Origin of the sequence: Bacillus sp. ME78, assembly GCF_903970865.1 — a bacterium.
Lineage (GTDB): Bacteria > Bacillota > Bacilli > Bacillales > Bacillaceae_G > Bacillus_A > Bacillus_A cereus.
This window is the reverse complement of the sequence record NZ_CAJCKK010000004.1, coordinates 165,041-179,778: the sequence shown is the minus strand read 5'-3', so window position 1 is coordinate 179,778 and position 14,738 is coordinate 165,041. Positions and strand designations below refer to the sequence as shown.

Sequence of the window (14,738 nt, the reverse complement as noted above, 5' to 3'; positions counted from 1 at the left end):
ATATAGAGTAATTATATATGCTTATATATAATTACTCTATATTAGTTCGTTGAATAGTATATAAATTAAGAGAATTCTATCTAGAATTCTCTTAATGGCCTCTATTAATTTTAGCATGTGTTTTAAAGAAAACAGGGAAATGCACATTATATATTACAGTGACGACACGAATAACGAATGTTACTAATAAACAAACATAGAAAGCTAATACGTGCGCCCCCATAGCGTGTGTGATTAGGAAGCTAATTGCTCCTAAGATAGAAGCGATTGCGTAAATCTCTTTTCGGAATACGTAAGGGATATCTTGAGCACAAATATCACGCAAAATACCGCCTCCAATACCTGTAATGACTCCCATTGAAACAACTAGAAATGATGCGTCAACATGATGTGACATTGCCGCATTTGCACCAATAGCTGTAAAAACGCCTAAGCCAACAGCATCAGAAAGCATAATAACGACTTGAAGTTTATTGATACGCTCAAAAAACATACAAGTGAATAATGCTGATAATACACTTACGAAAAAGTAAATGGGTTTTACAAATGCGACAGGGGGCAGGTTACCAATCATGATATCACGAATAATACCGCCGCCGAGCGCAGTGGCTACAGCTAAACAAAGGACACCAAATAAATCTAAATCTTTTTTTAAACCAACTAATGTACCAGAAATGGCAGCGGCGATAATGCCAAGAAACGTAAATATATCGATTAATAACATGGCCTTAATCCCTTCCTCTTAAAGATGTTCCAGAGAAAAAATATACACTAAAGTATTGGAAATAACAATTACTTTTCGCTACATGTAGAAAAACGGATAAAATTCATAAAGAAAGCGTTTGAAAATGTTTGGAAAATAACCATAAAGTAATCTGAAAAAGATATGAAAAGATTAATTTTACATTTTTTGATGTTGTTCATTTGGTAAAATATTACAATTAGAGGTGAGATATTTATATTTGTATAAAATGATAAAAAAATATGTATATACTGACAAAAATAAGGGGATGGTTGTTAGATAGATTTTGTAAAAATAGGGGAGTATAGCTAAAGGACGATGATTTCTATTACTTATTAATACTTGTCCTGGCTAGTTTTAGCTGGAAAAATAGTTCTCGATTTGAATATGAGTTATGTTATAATTGCTAGGTGTGTTTGAATGATAAAAAATTATGATTAAAAGATAATGTTAAGATTTTGTATGGAGGTCTTGGAATGTTAGCAAATCAAGCTAGGGTTAGATTTGAGCATTTTTTGCTCTTTTTTATTATTTTACAGCCTGTTTTAGATTTATTAACGTCTCTTAGCATCACTTTATTAAAGTCAAATGCTACCGTTGGAATTTTAGTAAGATTCCTTATTATGGCTGTTGGTGGTATTTACATTTTAATTCAGGCAAAAGAGAAGGAAAATAGAAAGTTTTTAATTTATCTTATATTATTAGCCGGAGTTTTAGGGATAGGGTTTATTAATAACAAACTAGTTAAAAATCCTATTGTACTTGGTGAAGAGGTTAAATTCGTTGCGAAAGCATTATATATATATATCATGCTGGGATCATACATTTTAGCTTTAAAATCATTGAAAAAGACAGTTAATATTAGTGATAAGGTTCGAAATAGTATTGTATATTCTACATTAATCATTAACGCAATTATGGTTATTTCTATTTCAACATCTACTGACTTTGGTAGTTATGAATGGATGAAGGTTGGTTCTCGAGGTTGGTTCTATGCAGGGAATGAACTAGGTTCAATCTTAGCTATTATTTTCCCTATTGTGGTACTATATTCTATTCAAAAAACAAAGAGCTGGAAACACATTTTATATTGGATTCCATCACTTTTAATGATTTATTCGCTAATTCAAGTCGGTACAAAAGTTGGAATGGGCTCAATTGGTGCTACGTTAGGGGCAGCAATCGGAATCATTGTACTACAATTATTATTTGATAGAAAAAATCCGAACAAAAAATCCCTTGCGCTTAATGCAGTAATTGCTATGGTCCTATTAGCTGGTGTAGTTGGGACGTTTAAACAAACACCATTAGCACAAAATATGGGTATTCACAATAATTATTTATCAGAGCAAAATGTGGCACAGCAAGGTCAAAAAGAAAAAGAAATTAAAGAGAAGCTGAAAAAAGAGCAAGAACTTAAAGCAAAAGAAGAAAATCATCATAAAGTTGAAAAGCCAGAAGAAAAGGCGAAGATAGAAGAGGAAGTTAAGAAAGAGCTTGAGAAAGAGCAAAAGAAAGAAAATCAAGAAAATCTTATTTTCAGTGGACGTCAAGTATATGAAGAAAGACATAAGCAGTTCTTTAAAGAAGCGCCAATGTCACAAAAGTTATTAGGAATGGGTTATGCAGGTAACTTTAAATACAATGAACAAAAGCAGCCAGATCCAAAACTAATTGAAATGGACTTCCATGATTGGTTTTATGATTTCGGGATTATTGGCTTTGTATTACTAATGATTCCATTTATTTATTACGGGCTAAGAATTTTACTAGCATTTGCTACGAGATTTAAGGACATATTTAATATAAAATATGGAATGATTTCAGCAAGCTTATTGTTAGCGTTAGGTATTGCTTATATTGCAGGACATATTTTAACAGCACCAGGAGTTGGAATTTACTTTGTAGTGGTGTTAGCTTATCTAATAGTAGACCTAGAAATTGAATGATAAAAATAAAAGCTAACTTTTGTTAGCTTTTATTTTTTAGTACAGTAAAATAAAAATAGATGGAAACGTAGCGAGGATTTAAAGGAGGAAAAAATATGAGAATATTGCATATGAATGCAGGAGCAGAAGATGGGGGAGGGAAAACACATATTATTTCACTTCTCGATCAGTTTCCAACTGGTGAAGTAGAATTAGCAGTATTTGAAGATGGAATTGTTGCGAAGGAAGCAAGGGAGTTAGGGATAAAAGTCCATGTGTTTTCACAAAAATCGCGCTATGATTTATCCATTTTAAAGAATATAAGTGAATTTATTAATAAAGAAAAATTTGATGTAGTTCATACACATGGTCCTAGGGCTAATTTCTATGTTTCTTTAATGAAAAAGAGAATAAAGGCAAAATGGGTAACGACTATTCATAGTGATCCATTTCAAGACTTTACTAAACAGGGCTTAAAAGGTTGGATTTTTACGAAATTAAATTTGAAAGCCTTAAAAAATATAGACTTATTTTTCGTTGTAACAAATAGATTGAAAAAAAGCTTGGCAGCATTAGGCATTTCAAATGACAAGATGCATGTTATTTATAATGGAATTGAATACGATCAGGAAAAAGCAGAAGGCTATAATAAAAAAGAAATGTTCAATATTGATGAAGATGTATTTACGGCAATCCAAGTAGCACGATTACATCCCGTCAAAGGACATGAAGTTTTATTCGATGCGTTACAACAAACAAAATTAGAGAAAATTAAAGTATTATTAGTTGGCGATGGCCCATTAGAAGAAAATTTAAAGTCATTAGCTACTGAAAAAGGGATTAACGATAAAGTAGAGTTTTTAGGACATCGTCAAGATGTAAAACAATTATTTGCGTCGTCACATGTAAATTTATTAACTTCCCATAGTGAAGGGTTCCCACTAGTTTTATTAGAAGCGGCAAACCAACGTGTACCATCAATTGTGACTAGGGCTGGAGAAATTGAGCCATTAATCGTAGATGAAACTTACGGATGGATTGTGCCAACAGGTGATGGAAAGACTTTAGCATTAGCTTTAGAAGAAGCGTATGATAAGTGGAAAACGGGAGAATTAGCAGCAATGGGTAAACATATTTATGAGCATGCTACTATGAACTTCTCACTTCAAAAACTATATGAAGATACAAAAGAAACATATAAGCAATTAATAGCGAAAAACTTGTAATGATAGAGAGGATAGTTAACTATGGCAGTACAAACAGTTGATATTCTAGGCGTTCCTTTTTCTACAATGAAAATGGATGAAACGGTCCAATATTTAAAAGAACAACTAGAAGCGGAACGAACTCATACGTTTCAGGTAGTAACAGCAAATCCTGAAATTGTTATGTGCGCAAAAAAGGATGAAAAGTTCTATCAAACATTATTGAATACAGATTTAATTACACCTGATGGTATTGGGGTTGTAAAGGCAAGTGGTATGCTTGGTACACCTTTAAAAGAGCGTGTAGCAGGTTTTGATTTAATGTGTAATTTACTTGCGAAGTTATCAGAAGATAGTAAACCAGTATCTGTTTTCTTATTAGGTGCAAAGCCGCATGTTGTACAAGCTGCAGCAGATCATTTAACAAAGACATATTCAGCTGTATCCATCGCCGGTACACAAGATGGTTATTTTAAACAAGAAGACGAAGAGAATATTATTTCTCGCATTCAAGAAGCAAAACCAGATTTATTACTTGTTGCACTCGGTTTCCCGAGACAAGAGAACTTTATCCAAAACAATAAGCATCGTTTAGAAACGAAAATGGCTGTTGGAGTGGGTGGAAGTTTAGACGTATGGGCTGGAGAAGTAAAACGTGCACCAAAATGGATTCAAGCGATTCATTTAGAGTGGTTTTATAGATTATGCAGTAATCCAACACGCTGGCGTCGTCAGTTAGTATTAGCGGAATTTTTAAAAGAAGTAATGCGTTCGAAAAAGTAGCGAAATATCGCTGCTTTTTTTATTTGTTCATTTTTAATAAATTGAAACTTTAATCAGTGAGGCATCCCTACTGATTATTAGCCCTCACCAATCGGGATAGACGTTTTACTTTTTGGGAATGATGAAGGAGAAATTTTTTACACAAAAGTATTTTACTTATACAATTCACACATGTAAAATGATGTGTAAAGACACCTGTGTAAGGAGGACTTCTAGTGGACAAGGTAAAAGAAATTTCGAAGCGCAAACTACTTGGTATAGCTGGGCTTGGATGGCTATTTGATGCAATGGATGTTGGAATGCTTTCATTTGTAATGGTAGCCTTGCAAAAGGATTGGGGATTAACGAGCCAGGAAATGGGCTGGATAGGTAGTATTAACTCAATCGGTATGGCAGTAGGAGCGCTTATTTTTGGGATACTATCAGATAAAATAGGGCGAAAATCAGTCTTTATTATTACATTATTATTATTTTCTATCGGTAGTGGTTTAACTGCGTTAACGACGACACTCGCGATGTTTCTCGTTTTACGCTTTGTAATTGGTATGGGGCTTGGCGGAGAGCTTCCGGTTGCCTCTACACTAGTATCAGAGAGTGTTGAAGCACATGAGCGTGGGAAAATTGTTGTGTTATTAGAAAGTTTTTGGGCAGGTGGATGGTTAATTGCAGCTCTTATCTCGTATTTTGTTATCCCGAAATATGGTTGGGAAGTTGCGATGGTATTGAGTGCAGTTCCAGCACTATATGCTTTATATTTAAGATGGAATTTACCGGATTCCCCAAGGTTCCAAAAAGTGGAAAGAAGACCATCTGTTATTGAAAATATAAAATCAGTTTGGTCTGGGGAATATCGTAAAGCAACAATTATGCTATGGATTCTATGGTTTTGTGTTGTCTTTTCCTATTATGGAATGTTCCTTTGGTTACCGAGTGTAATGGTGCTAAAAGGGTTTAGTTTAATAAAAAGTTTCCAATACGTACTTATTATGACGTTAGCTCAACTTCCAGGGTATTTCACCGCTGCTTGGTTTATTGAACGTCTCGGTCGTAAATTTGTTTTGGTTACGTATTTAATCGGAACAGCTTGCAGTGCCTATTTGTTTGGGGTTGCGGATTCATTAACAGTATTAATCGTGGCAGGTATGTTACTATCCTTCTTTAACTTAGGTGCTTGGGGAGCATTATACGCCTATACACCTGAGCAGTATCCAACCGTTATTCGTGGTACAGGTGCAGGAATGGCAGCAGCATTTGGGCGTATTGGTGGTATTCTTGGACCACTATTAGTGGGGTATTTAGTTGCCTCAGAAGCTTCACTATCATTAATATTTACGATTTTCTGCGGATCAATTTTAATTGGTGTATTCGCTGTAGTAATACTTGGACAAGAAACGAAGCAACGAGAATTAGTATAAAGTGAAATTTTAAATGTATGCCTGATCGTTTATTACCCTACACTACTTGGCTCTTTCTAGGCAGTTAATGTAGGATAAAGGGGGAGAGGAAACCGAAGGGGTTTCCTTTTTTCTGTTTTTTTAGATAAATAATGGTATAGTAAGAAAAAGGGATTATTTCTTATAAAAGCGAATGTATACAGCAGGACATATGGACAAAGAATTAGGTGGTTGAAGAAATGAAAATTTTACTGATCATGGAAGAGGCAGAAGAGAGAAGAGAGTTAGCTGAAAATTTCACTGAAAATATGAGAAATGTAGAATGTTTTGAAGCAAAGACAGGAACAGAATCTTTATTTATGATGAAAAAACATATACCAGACTTTGTTTTTTTAAGTTCCAAATTACTAGATGGTACTGGTTTTGAATATGCAAGTTTATTACGAGAAATAAATTGCTATACAAAATTTATTTTTGTAGGTGAAAACATAGAGGAATCTATTACAGCTTTTCGTTTCCAAGCATTTTATTATTTATTACGACCATTTCGTGAAGAAGATTTACAATTTCTTTTATATAAAATAGGTAAAGAACAAGGTGAGAAAGCAAAGAGTTATTTGCGGAAACTACCGATAGAAAGTCAAGAAGGTATACGATATATGCTTCCAGAAGATATCGTATATGTAAGTAAAAATAAAGAAAATAAAACTGTTTCAATTTACACAACGAATAATCAGTATATTTCAACATATACACTTCAGGAATTAGAAAATAAGCTAAATGCATATGATTTTTTACGTGTGCATAAAAGCTATTTAATTAATATGTCATATGTAAAAGAACTGAAACCTTATTATAATGGCACGTATAATTTGTATTTAGATAGGTATGATGAGCAACCGATTCCAGTCAGTCGTAATTATGTAAAACGCCTTCGAAATAACATTGAATTATAGTAGGTAATGAGAGTATTTTAACATGATAAACTGAAAATCCTTCATGATAAGGAGGATTCAAGTTAAATATTCAGAAAATTTAGTACAATCTCCACTAAGAAATAGTATTGGGGGAATTGTATGTGAAGACATTGAAATCGATCTTACTTTGGGGCGTTATTACAGCAGTAGGAGCAGGTGCTTTTGGGGTAATAGCTTTATCACAAGGTGAAACCATTAATGCTGTATGGCTCTTAGTAGCTGCCGTATGTGTATATGCAGTTGCTTATCGTTTTTATAGTAGATTTATAGCGAGAAAGGTTTTTAATTTAGATGATAATCGGCAAACACCAGCCCATACATTAAACGATGGGAAAGACTATGTTCCGACAAATAAGTGGGTATTATTTGGACATCACTTTGCAGCGATTGCTGGGGCGGGACCTTTAGTAGGACCGATTTTAGCAGCACAAATGGGATATTTACCAGGGACCATTTGGATTATTGTTGGGGTAGTTGTTGCGGGGGCTGTTCAAGATTTTGTCATTTTATTTGCTTCGATGAGACGTAATGGTAAATCGTTAGGAGAAATGATTAAGGATGAGATTGGACCGGTTACAGGACTAATTGCAATGATAGGTATTTTAGGAATTATGATTATTTTATTAGCAGTATTAGCGTTAGTCGTAGTAAAGGCACTGATCGGAAGTCCTTGGGGAATGTTTACGATAGCAGCAACGATTCCTATCGCTATTTTAATGGGAGTTTATATGCGCTATATTAGGCCTGGTCGTGTTGGAGAAGGGTCAGTAATTGGTATTATCCTACTTATTTTATCTCTTATTGGAGGACAGTATGTAGCAGAAAACCCAACACTTGCAAGTATGTTCACATTTAGTGGTGAAACAATTGCTATTATGCTTATTGTATATGGATTTATTGCATCTGCATTACCAGTTTGGATGCTTTTAGCACCACGTGATTATTTAAGTACATTTTTAAAAGTCGGAACAATTGTAGGGTTAGCAATCGGTATCTTAATTGTAGCACCAGATTTACAAATGCCAGCAGTTTCGAAATTTATTGATGGAACTGGTCCTGTGTTCTCTGGAAACTTATTCCCATTCTTATTTATTACTATTGCTTGCGGTGCAGTGTCTGGATTCCATGCTCTTGTTTCATCAGGTACGACGCCGAAGATGATTGAGCAAGAGGGACACGCACAGCCAATCGGTTATGGAGCAATGTTAATGGAGTCGTTTGTAGCAGCGATGGCGATGATTGCAGCTTGTGTATTAACACCGGGAACGTATTTTGCAATTAATAGTCCCGCAGCACTTATCGGTACAGATGTCTCGCAGGCAGCTCAAGTTATTTCCTCATGGGGATTTGCTATTACACCAAATGAACTAAAAGATCTTGCTGTAAATGTTGGAGAGCAAACGATTTTATCACGTACAGGTGGTGCGCCAACATTAGCGATAGGTATGGCATATATTTTCTCACAAGTAATAGGTGGAACGGCCATGATGGCATTTTGGTATCATTTTGCGATTCTCTTTGAAGCCCTATTTATTTTAACAACGATTGATGCTGGAACGCGTGTCGGCCGATTTATGATTCAAGATATTTTAGGGCATGTATATAAGCCATTTGGGAAAACGGATTCTACATTAGCGAATGTAATCGCTACAACGTTATGTGTATTAGGGTGGGGATATTTCTTATACCAAGGGGTAATAGATCCGCTCGGTGGAATTAATACATTATGGCCACTTTTCGGTATTGCAAATCAAATGCTAGCAGGTATTGCATTATTACTTGGAACGACAATTTTGTTCAAAATGGGAAAAAAGGCGTACGTTTGGGTAACACTTATTCCAACTGTCGGGTTGCTGATTGTAACAATGACGGCGGGGTATCAAAAGCTATTTCATGAAAATCCTAAAATTGGATTTCTATCGCATGCAAAGGTATTTCAGAGAGCATTAGATGAGGGAAAAGTGTTAGCGCCAGCTAAAAATGTCGCTCAAATGAAGCAAATTATTTTCAATGATTATATTGATGCAGCGCTTTGTGGGATTTTTATGATAGTTGTAATCGCTGTGTTAATTTCAGCACTTCGAATTTGGATACAAGTATTAAGAAATAAGCCAATGCCGTTAAAGGAGGCACCATATATTCCGAGAGATGAAAGTGAGTCGAGGAACTATGCTTAAAAAGCTGTGGCAAGTATGGAGGGAAAGAAAACGCTTTATTAGTTTGCTCGTTGGGGTACCAAGTTATGAAATATACGTAGAGTATATGAAAAAGCATCATCCAGAAGAAGAGATTGTATGTCAAAAGCAGTTTTTTGCTGAGGCACAAGAAGCAAGATTTAACGCAAAGGGTGGAAAAATATCACGCTGTTGTTAATGAAAAAGGGCGAGTTTTCGCCCTTTTTATTTTTTTTGCTGTTTCACGTGGAACAGCAAAAAAATAAACAAAAAACTTTGGGAATTATAGGGATTTCGTATACAATAAAGTGAGGAAGGGGATAGATGGAAAAGTAGGGAGATTATTTTATGTTAAGGGACTTATTTGTAAATACAACAATTATTCTTTCCTTTATTTTTGTTGGAGGTCAGCTTTTAAGAGATAAGCCGTTAAAAGAAGGATTCTCTTTTTTGCAGAAGTGTGTAATCGGTATTTTTACTGGAATATTAGGTGTACTGTTAATGCATTTTGGTGTACACATTGAAGATATTATGTTGGATTTACGTTATTTAGCCGTTATTTTGGCAATTATAGTTGGAGGTCCGGTAGCTAGTAGTATAACAGTTACTATAATTTTAATTACTCGGCTAATTTTTACTGAGTACTCTTTAGCTTCCGAATTGGCTTGCTATACAATTTTACTAAGTGGAATTGGTGTTATCTTTATTGCAAGAATACAAACTTCGATTACGTTAAAGTTAGTATGGTTACACGTATACTGCCTTTCTATTTTGATAGTACCGATGTATATATTATTTAATGATATATCTGTAGTTGTACTATATTTAATTTCAAGTATTACTACAGGTTACATAACATTCGTAAGTACAAACTATGTTTTACAATCCAATGAGTTATTTCAAAAGATGAAACAATACGCAACGATAGATGCATTGACAGGTTTAGGAAACGTAAGACAGTTTGATTTAGAGATGAATCGTCATATTAGTAATAAGAACATGAAAAATGATTCGCTTTGTTTACTCCTTATAGATATTGATCACTTTAAGTATGTAAATGATACGTACGGGCATCCTGCAGGGGACGAAGTGTTAAAACAAGTAGGATGTATTTTACAAGAAACTTCACAATTTCCAGATTTAGCTTTTCGAAAGGGTGGAGAGGAGTTTGCGCTTTTGATACCGAATAAGGGATTAGCTTACGGAATTTGTATGGGCGAGCAAATTCGTACAGCTGTTGAAAGTCACCCATTTCAATTGTTAGATGGAACAAAAATAAAAATTACAGTTTCGATAGGGGTTTCAGAATATGAAGAATCACCGGAGCAATTTATTCAAGCGGCGGATGATGCGTTATACTACTCGAAACGAAATGGTAGAAATAAGGTCAGCTCTGCATCTTAAAGATAAGATGACCAGAAGACATAAAGCTTATAAAAAACACTCACAGAGTCAATGTATGAACCTTGTGAGTGTTTTTATTTATATATTAGACAAGTTCTTTTGATACAACGAATTTACGATATGCACCATGGTGAGTTGGACCTACGTATTCGTTAATTTTGAATGAGTAACGAATAGCAGCTGTGATGAATTCTTTAGCAGTTTTTACTGCTTCTTTCACAGATTTTCCTTTTGCAAGTTCTGCTGTAATTGCAGCAGAATATGTACAACCTGCACCGTGTGTATTGGTTGTATCGATTTTTTCTGATTCTAGAAGTTCGAATGTTTCTCCATCATATAGGACGTCGATTGCAGTTTCCGTACCAAGTTTGCTTCCGCCTTTAATTAGTACGTATTTGGCACCTAAAGCGTGGATTTTCTTCGCTGCTTCTTTCATGTCCTCAAGAGAATTAATTTTCACACCGCTTAATTGGTAAGCTTCAAATAAGTTTGGCGTTACAACTAATGCCTTTGGCACAAGAACGTCACGTAAGCAATCGTTCGTTTCAGGATGTAATGCTTCATCTGCACCTTTACATACCATAACAGGGTCAACTACTACATTTTTGAAATTGTGCTTTTCGATTGTTTCTGCAACCATTTCAATAATTTCTACTGATCCAAGCATACCTGTTTTTAAAGCATCTACGCCAACACCTTCAATTGTTGTTTCTAATTGTGGTTTTAATGTAGAAGCTGGGATTGGAAATACGTTATGTGCCCAACCGTTATGTGGATCCATCGTTACGATTGTTGTAAGAGATGTCATTCCGTATACGCCAAGTTCTTGGAATGTTTTTAAATCTGCTTGTATACCAGCACCGCCACTTGTGTCAGAACCAGCGATAGTAAGTGCTTTATTTAATGTCATTATGAAAGCCCCCTCAAGTGATATAATGAAAACTATGTTTTCACCATTATATCAATGTTACGAATAAGTACAAAGTGAAAAGTAGATGATTTATTTTAAGAGCTATTTAAAATCTTGTATGCAGGAGACTGAGTATGTTTCGAGATAATCGTACAAATGAATTAGTTATATTAAAGGAAATTGCAGAAACATTAAATACATCAAATGATACGTATCATGTATTGCAAGCTGTCCTAGAGAAATTACTAAGTGTGACAGGCTTAACGACAGGATGGATTTTTCTTGCAGATGAAAATGGGAAGTATACGAAGTTGATTGATTACCGATTACCAGAGGCACTTACATATGAAAATAAACGCCCGATGTGCGAAGGTGAGTGTTGGTGTTTACGGGGTTTTGTAGATGGGAAATTAGAGAGAGCCGTTAATATTATTGAATGTAAAAGAATTAATAATGCAATTGAATATAACTGGGGAGATACGGAGGGCATTCTTCATCATGCTACGGTTCCTTTAAAAGCTGGGGGAGAAAAATTTGGGGTGTTAAATGTTGCAAGTCCGGGTAAAACACATTTTTCAGAAGAAGAATTAGTATTACTCCAATCGGTTGCCTTCCAAATTGGTACGGCTTTAAAGCGAACAAAATTATATGAAAATGAAAAGAGAAGAGCACATTATTATGTGAAATTAGAGCGTTTCATTCAAGATTTAAAAATGATTCATAAGTTTAATGTACTACCTGAAAAGGTGGTAAATCACGTAGGTGAAGTATTTCAATGGAATCAAGTAGCGCTTTTTATTAGGGAGGAAAAAGAATTATCTCTGCGAGCGTCTTACGTTCAGGAAGAGTTACAAGAGGATGTAAAAGAGGCGGCCAAGAAGGCGTTAGAACAAGATGAACCAGTTCTAATAAAACATCAAATAGGACATAATGTACATTTAAATCGAGCTGTTATTGCTACACCAATACATATTCAAAACCATATATTTGGTGTTTTATGTGTTAGTTTGAATAATGGAGAGTTTGATGCTAATACAATAGATGTAATTCAAGCATTATCGAACCATGTTTCGTTAATAATAGAGAATTTGAGGTTAAACGAGCAGCGCCGTGAACTTGTACGAATGGAAGAAAGAAATCGATTAGCAAGAGATTTACATGATTCTGTTTCGCAAAAATTATTTTCATTAACCTTCATGACAAAAGGCGCCGAGGCAGTTTTAAAAGGTAAAAATGAAAAGGTAGATCACTCTTTGCATGAGATGCGTGAACTTGCGCAAGGAGCTTTGAAAGAAATGAGGACATTAATTTGGCAGCTTCGTCCGGCAGGATTAGAAAAAGGATTATTGCCAGCTCTAAAGCAGTACGGTGAAAATTTGGGACTGAAAATTAGGGAGCAAGTTACGGGTGTTCGTGATTTACCTCGTGTAGTAGAAGAAGCTTTATGGCGCATTGGCCAAGAAGCACTGAACAATGTAAGTAAGCATGCAGGTGTAAAAGAAGCGACGATTTATTTTACAGTGAATGAGAAAAATGTATCATTAGAAATAGTTGATCAAGGAAAGGGCTTTGTGGAAAAGAATATAAAAGAAAAGAAATCACTAGGTATGACTACGATGCGTGAAAGAGTAGAATTAGTTGGTGGAACAATTAAAATTGTAAGTAGTAATAAACGAACGAGCGTAAAAGTAAATGTACCATTATGATGTGAAAATGAGGGAAGTTTGTGAAAATAAAAGTATTGTTAGTTGATGATCATACAGTCGTTTTAAAAGGATTAGCATTTTTCTTAAGTACACAGGAAGATTTAGAGTTAGTTGGAGAAGCGAATAATGGGAAAGAAGCGTTAGTGAAAGTAGGAGAAACAAATCCTGATGTTATATTAATGGATTTATATATGCCTGAAATGGATGGTGTTGAGGCGACGGCATATATTAAAAAAGAGTATCCAAATGTGAAAGTAATTGTATTAACTAGCTTTTCTGATCAGGCGCATGTGTTACCTGCATTAAGGGCTGGAGCAAGTGGGTATATTTTAAAAGATGTAGAACCGGATCAGCTTGTTGAGGCTATTCGAAGTGCATATAAAGGTAATATTCAATTACATCCGGATATAGCAAATGCTCTTCTCTCTCAAACATTACCTGTAGAAGAAAAGGAAGAAGAACATTCTATTCAAGTGGATGTGCTAACAGCGAGAGAAAATGAGGTGTTGCAACTATTAGCAAAAGGGATGAGCAATAAGGAAATTGCATCTGTTTTAGTTATTACAGAAAAGACGGTTAAGGCGCATGTAAGTAGCATTTTGAGTAAATTAAATTTATCCGATCGTACGCAAGCGGCATTATATGCAGTGAAAAATGGAATTGTATAAGACAAAAGTCGTAAGACCTAGTTCGCCTTTAGAAGGTGGACTTTTTTTATGGAAAAATACGTCTATGTGAGGACGAAATTGTCTTGATATAAAGATAAAATATGTTTGTAAGCAACAAAACAACAATTACAAGGGATACCTTTTTTGAAAGCATATAACAACATAAGAGTGAGTACTAGGAGGAAGAAATAATGGCAACAGTTTTATTCGTTAAAGCAAACAACCGTCCAGCGGAACAAGCAGTTAGTGTAAAATTATATGAGGCATTTTTAGCAAACTATAAAGAAGCACACCCAAATGATACAGTAGTAGAACTGGATTTATATAAAGAAGAATTACCATATGTAGGTGTAGACATGATCAATGGTACATTCAAGGCAGGTAAAGGATTTGATTTAACAGAAGAAGAGGCGAAAGCAGTAGCAGTTGCTGATAAGTATTTAAATCAATTCCTAGAAGCTGATAAAGTTGTTTTCGGCTTCCCATTATGGAACTTAACGATTCCAGCAGTGCTACACACATATATTGATTATTTAAACCGTGCTGGTAAAACGTTCAAATACACGCCAGAGGGTCCAGTTGGCCTAATCGGTGATAAGAAGATTGCATTATTAAATGCACGAGGCGGCGTATATTCAGAAGGTCCAGCAGCTGAGGTAGAAATGGCTGTTAAATATGTAGCAAGTATGATGGGCTTCTTCGGCGCAACAAACATGGAAACAGTAATTATTGAAGGACATAACCAATTCCCAGATAAAGCAGAAGAAATCATTGCTACAGGTCTTGAAGAAGCAGCTAAAGTAGCAAGTAAATTTTAATTAAAATTATACTCGTCACTCGAAAAAAC

General features: G+C 35.0%; 13 protein-coding genes. 11 read left to right on the top strand and 2 right to left on the bottom strand.

Annotation, left to right across the window (positions count from 1 at the left end; genetic code table 11):
- Nucleotides 1-91: 91 nt before the first annotated feature.
- The gene (locus tag H6481_RS07945; protein WP_182811386.1) at nt 92-724 is read right to left on the bottom strand and encodes a trimeric intracellular cation channel family protein; all 633 of its coding nucleotides are present in this window, start codon (nt 722-724) and stop codon (nt 92-94) included.
- A gap of 494 nt (nt 725-1,218) precedes the next feature.
- On the opposite strand from H6481_RS07945, the gene H6481_RS07940 reads away from it, so the two are divergent.
- From H6481_RS07940 to H6481_RS07905, 8 genes are all read left to right on the top strand, one after another.
- Nucleotides 1,219-2,691 (top strand): O-antigen ligase family protein, encoded by a 1,473-nt coding sequence (locus tag H6481_RS07940; RefSeq protein ID WP_000880755.1) that lies wholly within the window; start codon nt 1,219-1,221, stop codon nt 2,689-2,691.
- 95 nt (nt 2,692-2,786) lie between these two features.
- Nucleotides 2,787-3,896 carry a glycosyltransferase family 4 protein gene (locus H6481_RS07935; RefSeq protein ID WP_001221224.1) on the top strand — a complete coding sequence of 370 codons (1,110 nt, stop codon included), beginning with the start codon at nt 2,787-2,789 and terminating at the stop codon, nt 3,894-3,896.
- 21 nt (nt 3,897-3,917) lie between these two features.
- Nucleotides 3,918-4,658, top strand: a complete 741-nt coding sequence (locus H6481_RS07930; RefSeq protein WP_182811384.1) for a WecB/TagA/CpsF family glycosyltransferase — start codon at nt 3,918-3,920, stop codon at nt 4,656-4,658.
- Nucleotides 4,659-4,873: 215 nt separating this feature from the next.
- Nucleotides 4,874-6,073 carry an MFS transporter gene (locus H6481_RS07925; protein ID WP_182811381.1) on the top strand — a complete coding sequence of 400 codons (1,200 nt, stop codon included), beginning with the start codon at nt 4,874-4,876 and terminating at the stop codon, nt 6,071-6,073.
- Nucleotides 6,074-6,291: 218 nt separating this feature from the next.
- A complete protein-coding gene (locus tag H6481_RS07920) occupies nt 6,292-7,008 on the top strand; it encodes a LytTR family DNA-binding domain-containing protein (RefSeq protein WP_000698259.1) in 717 nt (238 codons plus the stop codon).
- A 122-nt stretch (nt 7,009-7,130) separates the two neighbouring features.
- Nucleotides 7,131-9,206 carry a carbon starvation protein CstA gene (gene cstA / locus H6481_RS07915; RefSeq protein WP_182811378.1) on the top strand — a complete coding sequence of 692 codons (2,076 nt, stop codon included), beginning with the start codon at nt 7,131-7,133 and terminating at the stop codon, nt 9,204-9,206.
- On the top strand, nt 9,199-9,402 hold the full coding sequence (locus H6481_RS07910) for a YbdD/YjiX family protein (protein ID WP_182811375.1): 204 nt from the start codon (nt 9,199-9,201) through the stop codon (nt 9,400-9,402). Before cstA ends, H6481_RS07910 begins: the two co-directional genes overlap by 8 nt.
- Nucleotides 9,403-9,551: 149 nt before the next feature.
- On the top strand, nt 9,552-10,607 hold the full coding sequence (locus tag H6481_RS07905; RefSeq protein ID WP_182811371.1) for a diguanylate cyclase: 1,056 nt from the start codon (nt 9,552-9,554) through the stop codon (nt 10,605-10,607).
- An 85-nt stretch (nt 10,608-10,692) separates the two neighbouring features.
- On the opposite strand, the gene pdxK is transcribed toward H6481_RS07905, so the two are convergent.
- The gene (gene pdxK / locus H6481_RS07900; protein ID WP_182811368.1) at nt 10,693-11,517 is read right to left on the bottom strand and encodes a pyridoxine/pyridoxal/pyridoxamine kinase; all 825 of its coding nucleotides are present in this window, start codon (nt 11,515-11,517) and stop codon (nt 10,693-10,695) included.
- 134 nt (nt 11,518-11,651) lie between these two features.
- Here pdxK and H6481_RS07895 point away from each other — a divergent pair, with 134 nt between their 5' ends.
- From H6481_RS07895 to H6481_RS07885, 3 genes are all read left to right on the top strand, one after another.
- Nucleotides 11,652-13,223, top strand: a complete 1,572-nt coding sequence (locus H6481_RS07895; RefSeq protein WP_182811366.1) for a GAF domain-containing sensor histidine kinase — start codon at nt 11,652-11,654, stop codon at nt 13,221-13,223.
- A gap of 20 nt (nt 13,224-13,243) precedes the next feature.
- Nucleotides 13,244-13,891, top strand: coding sequence for a response regulator transcription factor (locus H6481_RS07890; protein WP_000695798.1), 648 nt, complete (start codon nt 13,244-13,246; stop codon nt 13,889-13,891).
- 191 nt (nt 13,892-14,082) lie between these two features.
- Nucleotides 14,083-14,709 (top strand): FMN-dependent NADH-azoreductase, encoded by a 627-nt coding sequence (locus tag H6481_RS07885; RefSeq protein ID WP_000246722.1) that lies wholly within the window; start codon nt 14,083-14,085, stop codon nt 14,707-14,709.
- Nucleotides 14,710-14,738: the final 29 nt, after the last annotated feature.

Bases quoted from the DNA above. Each gene is read 5' to 3' on its own strand.
- H6481_RS07895 (WP_182811366.1), top strand. From the start codon at position 11,652: ATGTTTCGAGATAATCGTACAAATGAATTAGTTATATTAAAGGAAATT.
- pdxK (WP_182811368.1), bottom strand. From the start codon at position 11,517: ATGACATTAAATAAAGCACTTACTATCGCTGGTTCTGACACAAGTGGC.
- H6481_RS07940 (WP_000880755.1), top strand. From the start codon at position 1,219: ATGTTAGCAAATCAAGCTAGGGTTAGATTTGAGCATTTTTTGCTCTTT.
- H6481_RS07920 (WP_000698259.1), top strand. From the start codon at position 6,292: ATGAAAATTTTACTGATCATGGAAGAGGCAGAAGAGAGAAGAGAGTTA.
- H6481_RS07930 (WP_182811384.1), top strand. From the start codon at position 3,918: ATGGCAGTACAAACAGTTGATATTCTAGGCGTTCCTTTTTCTACAATG.
- H6481_RS07935 (WP_001221224.1), top strand. From the start codon at position 2,787: ATGAGAATATTGCATATGAATGCAGGAGCAGAAGATGGGGGAGGGAAA.
- H6481_RS07905 (WP_182811371.1), top strand. From the start codon at position 9,552: ATGTTAAGGGACTTATTTGTAAATACAACAATTATTCTTTCCTTTATT.
- H6481_RS07945 (WP_182811386.1), bottom strand. From the start codon at position 724: ATGTTATTAATCGATATATTTACGTTTCTTGGCATTATCGCCGCTGCC.
- H6481_RS07910 (WP_182811375.1), top strand. From the start codon at position 9,199: ATGCTTAAAAAGCTGTGGCAAGTATGGAGGGAAAGAAAACGCTTTATT.
- H6481_RS07885 (WP_000246722.1), top strand. From the start codon at position 14,083: ATGGCAACAGTTTTATTCGTTAAAGCAAACAACCGTCCAGCGGAACAA.